This is a genomic window from Oscillospiraceae bacterium (assembly GCA_035380125.1).
Classification (GTDB): Bacteria; Bacillota; Clostridia; order Oscillospirales; family JAKOTC01; genus DAOPZJ01.
In genome coordinates, this window is sequence record DAOSWV010000033.1 from 20458 (window position 1) to 27396 (window position 6939).

Consider the following 6939-nt stretch of genomic DNA (forward strand, 5'->3'; position numbering starts at 1 on the left):
ATCAAGCGGGCACCGAGCACAGATCGGCTACGAGCTTGACCAGCACCGTTTCATAATCGGCTTTGGCGCTCTTACAAAAACGGTCGGCGTCCAAAGCGAGATTCAAGCATTCCAAAGCATAGCCGCCGCGCAGCCGGTTGGCCTGATTCCATGCGCGTTCAAAGCGGAAGGCCTGCCGATCTGGATAGCCGAAATCCTTTGCCGCCTGGGGCAGGGGAATGCCGTTTTTTTGTGCAACGGCGGCTTTTTGTAAATCGGTGAATCCGCTGACGATTGCGGCGATAACTTCGATAGGCTTCGCGCCGTTTTCGAGCAGCGTGTTCAGCTTTTTTACGGCGATTTGATTGTTTTTGGTAATCAGATTGCGTACAAGATCGAAAACCGATTCTTCAAACGTCAGGTTGATAAAAAACTCGGCGTCGGCTTGCGTGACCATACCGCCTGCGGCATAGGCGCCCAGTTTGGCGCATTCGTTTTCAATCTGCTGCATGTCCTGTCGGCAGAGCTCGATGATCTTATAACAAACAAAATTTTCTGCGTCGGCGTTGTATTTGGCCAGTTCGGATTTGACAAACCGTACGAGGTCACTCTTTTTACGTGCGGTCAAATAAACCGCCGTGCCGTTTTTATCGGCGAGCGTGGCCAGTTTTTTCATGCGTGGTTGTTTCTCGGTCACGTCGTCTGCGGTGACGATGATCAAAACGGAAGACGGTGGCAAATCCTGAATTACAGCAGTCAGCGTCTCAAAATCCTCGGAAGTCATTGCATCAGGCGCAAGCCCGGTTAAAACCGCGACGCGATAGGAAGACATTAGCGGAAAGCTTTGCAGGCAGTCAACCAACTCGTCCATCACCAAAAACGGCGCATCGAACGGGCTGAAATCGATCTGCCGGGCTTCCTCGGTCAGATATTTTGCGGTCAGTGTCTTGACATACCGGTCCTTTAAAAATTCCTCGTCACCGAAAAACAGCCAAAAGTTCGGTGTGCTTTCCGCTTTTATCAGTTTATTTAATTCAACTTCCGATTCGATCCGCATGTGTTCTCCTGTTCAGTTCCAAAAATTTTCCGCACCGACAAAGAGTCCGTTCGGCCCGGTTCTGACGATCATCAGTTCGTCCTGCGGTATGATATTGCCGGTTTCCGGTGAGTCCGCGACGGTAAAAAGTGTTACGCAGTCGGGGTAATATTCACATTCTCCATCTAAAATAAAGCAGTAATCGTAATATTTTTGGGGGGCATTCGGGTTGCCGCCGATCAGAATCGCACTTTGATCATCGGTCAAAATTTCGACATAAAATCCGTTTTCAAACAGGTAAATCTCATAGGTGCCGTGACCGTAACAGTCAAGCGAGATGTGGTCTGTGATCAGCGTTTCGACTTCCTCGTCGGTCGGTTCAAAAGCGGCAATTGTCTGTGCCGGGAGCAGATTTAATAACACTTCGGGTTTGACGGCATAAACCGACTGGGGACTGGGTAGAACGAGCAGCAAATTTGCATTTTTACTGTACTTTTTTATATGCGATGCAAGTTCCTCTTTGGCGTAAGTGTCGTTTCCGCACCCGATAATAATATACCCCACGCCGTCTCGGATTGCAAGCGAACTGCCGTCTTCGTTGGAATAAATCGCCGTCGTCACGGCCTCGTAATTCAGGAGGATTTGTCCGAAAACCCCACCGCTTATAACCAACACAGCACAAACAATACACAACAGAGTCTGTTTTCGGATGATCCCCGTAATCATGCAGATCACAATACCGAGAAGCGCAATGACCACCGCGAACGATAAAATCCGATAGCCGGACGGCAGGGTCGAAAAGGGCAGGGCGGCAATTTTTTTCACGACGAAGTAAAAGATATTGATCAAAATTTCGGAAGCGCCTTTTAAAATTACACCGATTACGGGAATATTTGCGCCGAAAACGGTGAATACAAATATCGGAAGAGCAGCGGTCACAACCGGCACCAGCAAAAACGAAGACAAAAGGGACATGGTGCTGAATTCATCAAAGAAAATAAGTAAAACGGGTAAGACAAACAGTGAGGCGGCAAAGCTGACCATCAGCAAACTCAAAAAAGAGTAAGTAACCCGCGACAATATTTTCGGAACCTTGCTGAACGATAAATTTTTAATGCCCTCATGATATCGGTTCATAAACAACAGAATTCCGAAGGTGGCGCTCACCGAGAGCAAAAATCCGACGTCAAAGCAGAAATAAGGTCGGACAAAGAGCATTGCGGTCACCGCAACTCCGAGTGAGTTCAGAGGATCGGAACTGCGCAGGATGATTTGACCGATAAACAGCAGAATAGTCATAATCCCGGCGCGTGTCACTGAAGGCGCAAATCCGAGCAGTGCCATATAAAACAGCAAAAATACCGATGTGATTGCAGCGCTGATCCGATAACCGATCCGCAGCCGCCGGAGCAACATAAACAACGCGAACGCGAGGATCGAGGTGTGCATACCCGAGACCACAATCAGGTGAGAAGCACCCGCATCTCTGATCGTGTCTATATCTTCGTCGGAGATATCGGATTTATCACCCAACAGTAAAGCATTGACAAACGCGCTGTCGCGTCCGTCAAAAGCGAGTTCCGCTCGCGTGCGCACGAAAATTCTCACCGACTGCAAAAATTTCGGAATCTTGTGCTCGTCAGTATGAATTGCGTCTATGAATCCGTCGTAGCAGGTGCCCGTGACAAAAATACCGTCCGAAGCGTAATAATCAGATAAATCATAACCTCTGTATTCATATGGCGTTCTCAGTTCAATTTGTGCGGTCACGGTATCGCCGAAAGCGGCTGTCTCCGTGGAATATAATAAAATCGTAAAATGCTGCGGAAAATCCGAATTGCCGTTTTCATCGGTTACGCGTTCGGTTTTTAAAATGAGTTTTTTGACGTTTCCGGCGTTTTCAGTCTCTGACGCAACCCATCCGGTAATGATATAAGTTTTCCCGGCCAGCGCGGCGACCGGTTTACGAACAAACTGCTGCCGCGCAAAAAAAGCGCAAAGCAGCAGTCCGATGATCAGGAATATGAAGTTGAACGGAAGTTCACGTGTGCGTTTGAGACACAGCAGCAATGCGGCGGTCAGGATCAGGACAACCCCTGCGCCGAGTGCAATGATGTCTGACAGGTCTCCGCCGAAATAGGCGACCGCAATCAGGGTCCCAAGTCCGGCCAGACCGCTCCACGCGAACAGCCGAATTTTCATTTTTATTTAAAAAACAGAGGAAGCGGCTCCAAAAACAGAATGTCTTTGCGCTCGGCAGCTTCGCCTTCGGCAAGCACCGCCATTTGACCGCAGATTTTTCCGCCCGATTTTTGGACAAGTGTGTCAACCGCTTCGAGGGACTTACCTGTGCTGATGACGTCGTCGACGACCAAAACCCGCTTGTTTTTCATCCGAGCGGCCTCTTTGCTGTCAATATAAAGCTTTTGAACGTTTTCGGTTGTAATTGACTTAACTTCGACAAAGATGGGGTCTTTCATATAGAGTTTCGCACTCTTACGGGCTACCAGATAGGGCTTTCCGCTCATCTTGGCCATCTCATAAGCCAGTGTAATGCTCTTGGCCTCCGGGGTCAGGATGATATCGAATTCAGGCGCTTTTTTTAACAGAGCTTCGGCGCAGGCGACCGTTAATTCCACATCTCCGAGCAGAATAAATGCCGCAATGTCGAGTTTGTCGTTGATCGGGCAGATCGGGAGATGCCGTTTCAGTCCGGCAATAGTCATCTCATAATAGTCAGGCATGGTAATTTTCTCTCCTCAAATTCACAGAATTTTAGCGCCGAGTTTTTCGTCGTAAAGCAAATGGAAATGCAGGTGTAAAACGCTCTGTCCGGCTTTTTCACCGCAGTTGTTGATTACACGGTAACTGTCGATACCGAGTTGTCTCGCAATCTTCGGAATCGCCTCGAACACCGCCGCAACCGCGCCGGAGTTGTCGGCATTGATCGCATTGGCACAGCAGATATGCTGTTTCGGAACCACCAGAACATGGATTTTGGCCTGCGGGTTGATGTCGTAAAAGGCGAAAATTGTGTCGTCTTCATAGACCTTTTTGCTCGGAATCTCACCGGCAATGATTTTGCAGAAAATACAGTCCATAATGTACCCCCTATTTACCTGCGGATATGATATTCTTCGCTTCTGAAAGCGCCTTATCAATTAAATTCATGTCTTTTGCACCGGCCATTGCGAAATCGGGGCGACCGCCGCCGTTTCCGCCGGTGACCTGCGCGACCGCACGGGCAATATTGCCGGCTTTGAGACCGCTTTCAACCGCTTTTTTGGAGCATCCGACCGCGAACAGGCATTTGCCCTCGGCAATACCGGCTAAAACGGCCACCAGTTTTCCGTCACCGGAACGGTCGGTCAGTTTCTCGATCATTTCTTGCAGCATCGGGGCGTCGCTGTCTTCAAGGCGAGCGGTAATCAATGATATATCATTGATTTTAACCGCACCGGAGACCATGGCGTCGATCTGAATCATCGCGAACGAAGAACGCAGCTTGTTGAACTTTTGGGTCTGCTCGCGGTTCTCTTCAAGTAGATGTGCGATTTTATCGGGAATACCTGCGCTGTCTTTGAGTTTCAGTTGTTCGCTGACAGTGTCGAGTAATTTTTGTTTTTCCGCGAAATAGTCAAGCAGATTTTCTCCGGTAACCGCTTCAATACGGCGAACGCCGGCCGCGACCGAACTCTCGGAGATGATTTTAAAGGCACCGATTTTAGCGGTGTTGTCAACGTGGGTGCCGCCGCAGAGTTCTGTGGAAAATCCCTTGACCGCGACCACACGGACGGTTGAGCCGTATTTTTCGCCGAACAGCGCCATCGCACCGATTTCACGCGCTTTATCGATCGGCATTTCGGTCACCGTGACGGGCAGTGCGGCAAAAATGGCGTCGTTTACGAGGGTTTCGATTTTTTGAAGTTCTTCTGTCGAAACGGCGGAGAAGTGACAGAAGTCAAAACGCATGCGGTGTTCGTCGACTAATTGTCCGGCTTGATGGACGTGATCGCCAAGAACCTTACGCAGCGCCGCTTGAAGCAGATGCGCAGAGGTGTGGTTGCGCATGGTGGCGAGAATTCGTTTGTCCTCGACTTGGGCATGCGCTTTTCCGGCTGAAATCATACCGCTTTGAACAAATCCGTGGTGCAGAAGCTGTCCGCCCGGAGCTTTTTTGGTATCGGTGACTTCAAAGATGCCGCCGTCCTGCGTGATGATGCCCTTGCTGCCGACCTGTCCGCCGCTTTCGCCGTAGAATGGCGATCTATCGCAGATGACGACGCACTTTTCGCCTTCCATCGCGGCGGAAACAGAGTCGCCGTCTCCAATTAAGACAAGGATGTTGCAGTCGAATTCGGTCTGTGTATAACCGACAAATTCGGTCGCGGGTTGTGCCGCAACGGCTTCGTTGGTCTCCCAGCCCAAAATGGCGGAGTTGGTTCTGGCGGAACGGGCGGTCTCGCGCTGTTTTTCCATCAGCACTTTAAAACCGTCCATATCGATGGTGATGTTACGTTCCTCGGCGATCTCTCGGGTCAGATCAATCGGGAAGCCGAAGGTGTCATAGAGTTTAAAAGCATCGACGCCGTCTAAAACGGTTTTCCCGGCTTCTTCAAGATCGGAAAGCAATTCGTCGAGCATCTGGCTACCGCTGTCGATGGTGGCGTTAAAACGCTTTTCCTCTTCAGTGATCACGCGCTTGATAAATGCGGCTTGTGTGACCAGTTCGGGGTAGGCGTTTTTATTCTCGGCAACAACGGTGTCGCAGATATCGGACAAAAACGGTTTGTTGATTCCGAGCAGACGTCCGTGTCGGGCGGCTCTGCGCAGCAGGCGGCGTAAAACGTATCCGCGGCCTTCATTGGACGGCAGCACGCCGTCGCAGATCAGGAAAGTGGTTGCGCGAATATGATCGGTGATCACGCGGATCGAGATATCTTTTTTGGCGTTGTCTTTATATTGAATACCGGCGATTCGGCAGACATGGTCGAGAATTTTTCGGACTGTGTCAACTTCGAATAGACTGTTAACGCCTTGAAAAATACAGGCGAGGCGTTCAAGACCCATGCCGGTGTCAATATTTTTATGTTCAAGTTCAGTGTAATTTCCGTTGCCGTCGGAGTCGAACTGGGTAAAGACGTTGTTCCAAACCTCCATATACCGGTCGCAGTCGCAGCCGGGTTTGCAGTCGGGACTGCCGCAGCCGTATTCGGGGCCACGGTCAAAATAAATTTCGGAGTCGGGGCCGCAGGGTCCGGTGCCGATCTCCCAGAAGTTGTCGTCCAGCCGTACGATGCGTTCGGCGGGCAGGCCGATCTCCTTTGTCCAGATGTCAAAGGCCTCGTCGTCTTTGGTATAAATTGAAGCCCACAGCCGCTCGGGCGGCATCTCAAGCACTTTGGTGCAGAATTCCCACGACCAAGTCAACGCTTCGCGTTTGAAATAATCGCCAAACGAGAAATTGCCCAGCATTTCAAAATATGTGCCGTGGCGTGCGGTGATGCCGACGTTTTCGATGTCGTTGACGCGCACGCATTTTTGGCAGGAAGTCAGACGGCGGCGCGGCGGTTCTGCTTGACCCGAAAAATACTTTTTAAACGGCGCCATGCCGGCGTTAATCAACAGCAAGCTTTTGTCATCGGACGGAAGCAGCGGTGCGCTGGGCATTCTCAGATGCCCCTTACTCTCGAAAAATGAGAGATAAATCTCACGCAGCTCGTTAAGACCTAACCATTTCATCTATGGGACCATTCCTTTCAGTTCAACGGGACGTCCTGTACCCGTTCTCGGTCGGTTTCACAAAGAAAAATTATATCATTATCAAGCGCTTTTTGTCAATAGTAAAAACGTTTAACAGGGCAGATCTATTGTAGGATTACAATTGATGTGTTACAAAAGGGAGGAGGAAAAAAAGAGTAGCG

5 protein-coding genes are annotated in these 6939 nt (G+C 50.0%); all 5 read right to left on the minus strand.

The genetic code is table 11. The features are described from left to right. Position 1: 1 nt before the first annotated feature. The 5 genes from holA to alaS are packed head-to-tail and all read right to left on the minus strand — an operon-like array spanning position 2 to position 6757. A complete protein-coding gene (gene holA / locus PK629_11670; protein HOP12133.1) occupies positions 2-1036 on the minus strand; it encodes a DNA polymerase III subunit delta in 1035 nt (344 codons plus the stop codon). A gap of 12 nt (positions 1037-1048) precedes the next feature. After that, a complete protein-coding gene (locus tag PK629_11675; protein ID HOP12134.1) occupies positions 1049-3217 on the minus strand; it encodes a ComEC/Rec2 family competence protein in 2169 nt (722 codons plus the stop codon). Positions 3218-3219: 2 nt separating this feature from the next. Further along, on the minus strand, positions 3220-3759 hold the full coding sequence (locus tag PK629_11680; protein HOP12135.1) for a phosphoribosyltransferase family protein: 540 nt from the start codon (positions 3757-3759) through the stop codon (positions 3220-3222). A gap of 21 nt (positions 3760-3780) precedes the next feature. Further along, positions 3781-4119 carry a histidine triad nucleotide-binding protein gene (locus PK629_11685; protein ID HOP12136.1) on the minus strand — a complete coding sequence of 113 codons (339 nt, stop codon included), beginning with the start codon at positions 4117-4119 and terminating at the stop codon, positions 3781-3783. A 7-nt stretch (positions 4120-4126) separates the two neighbouring features. Further along, positions 4127-6757, minus strand: a complete 2631-nt coding sequence (gene alaS, locus PK629_11690) for an alanine--tRNA ligase (GenBank protein HOP12137.1) — start codon at positions 6755-6757, stop codon at positions 4127-4129. Between the last annotated feature and the right edge of the window lie 182 nt (positions 6758-6939).

What these genes read in the sequence shown, in the direction of transcription:
- alaS (HOP12137.1), bottom strand. Translation starts at nt 6,757, where the DNA reads ATGAAATGGTTAGGTCTTAACGAGCTGCGTGAGATTTATCTCTCATTT.
- PK629_11675 (HOP12134.1), bottom strand. Translation starts at nt 3,217, where the DNA reads ATGAAAATTCGGCTGTTCGCGTGGAGCGGTCTGGCCGGACTTGGGACC.
- holA (HOP12133.1), bottom strand. Translation starts at nt 1,036, where the DNA reads ATGCGGATCGAATCGGAAGTTGAATTAAATAAACTGATAAAAGCGGAA.
- PK629_11680 (HOP12135.1), bottom strand. Translation starts at nt 3,759, where the DNA reads ATGCCTGACTATTATGAGATGACTATTGCCGGACTGAAACGGCATCTC.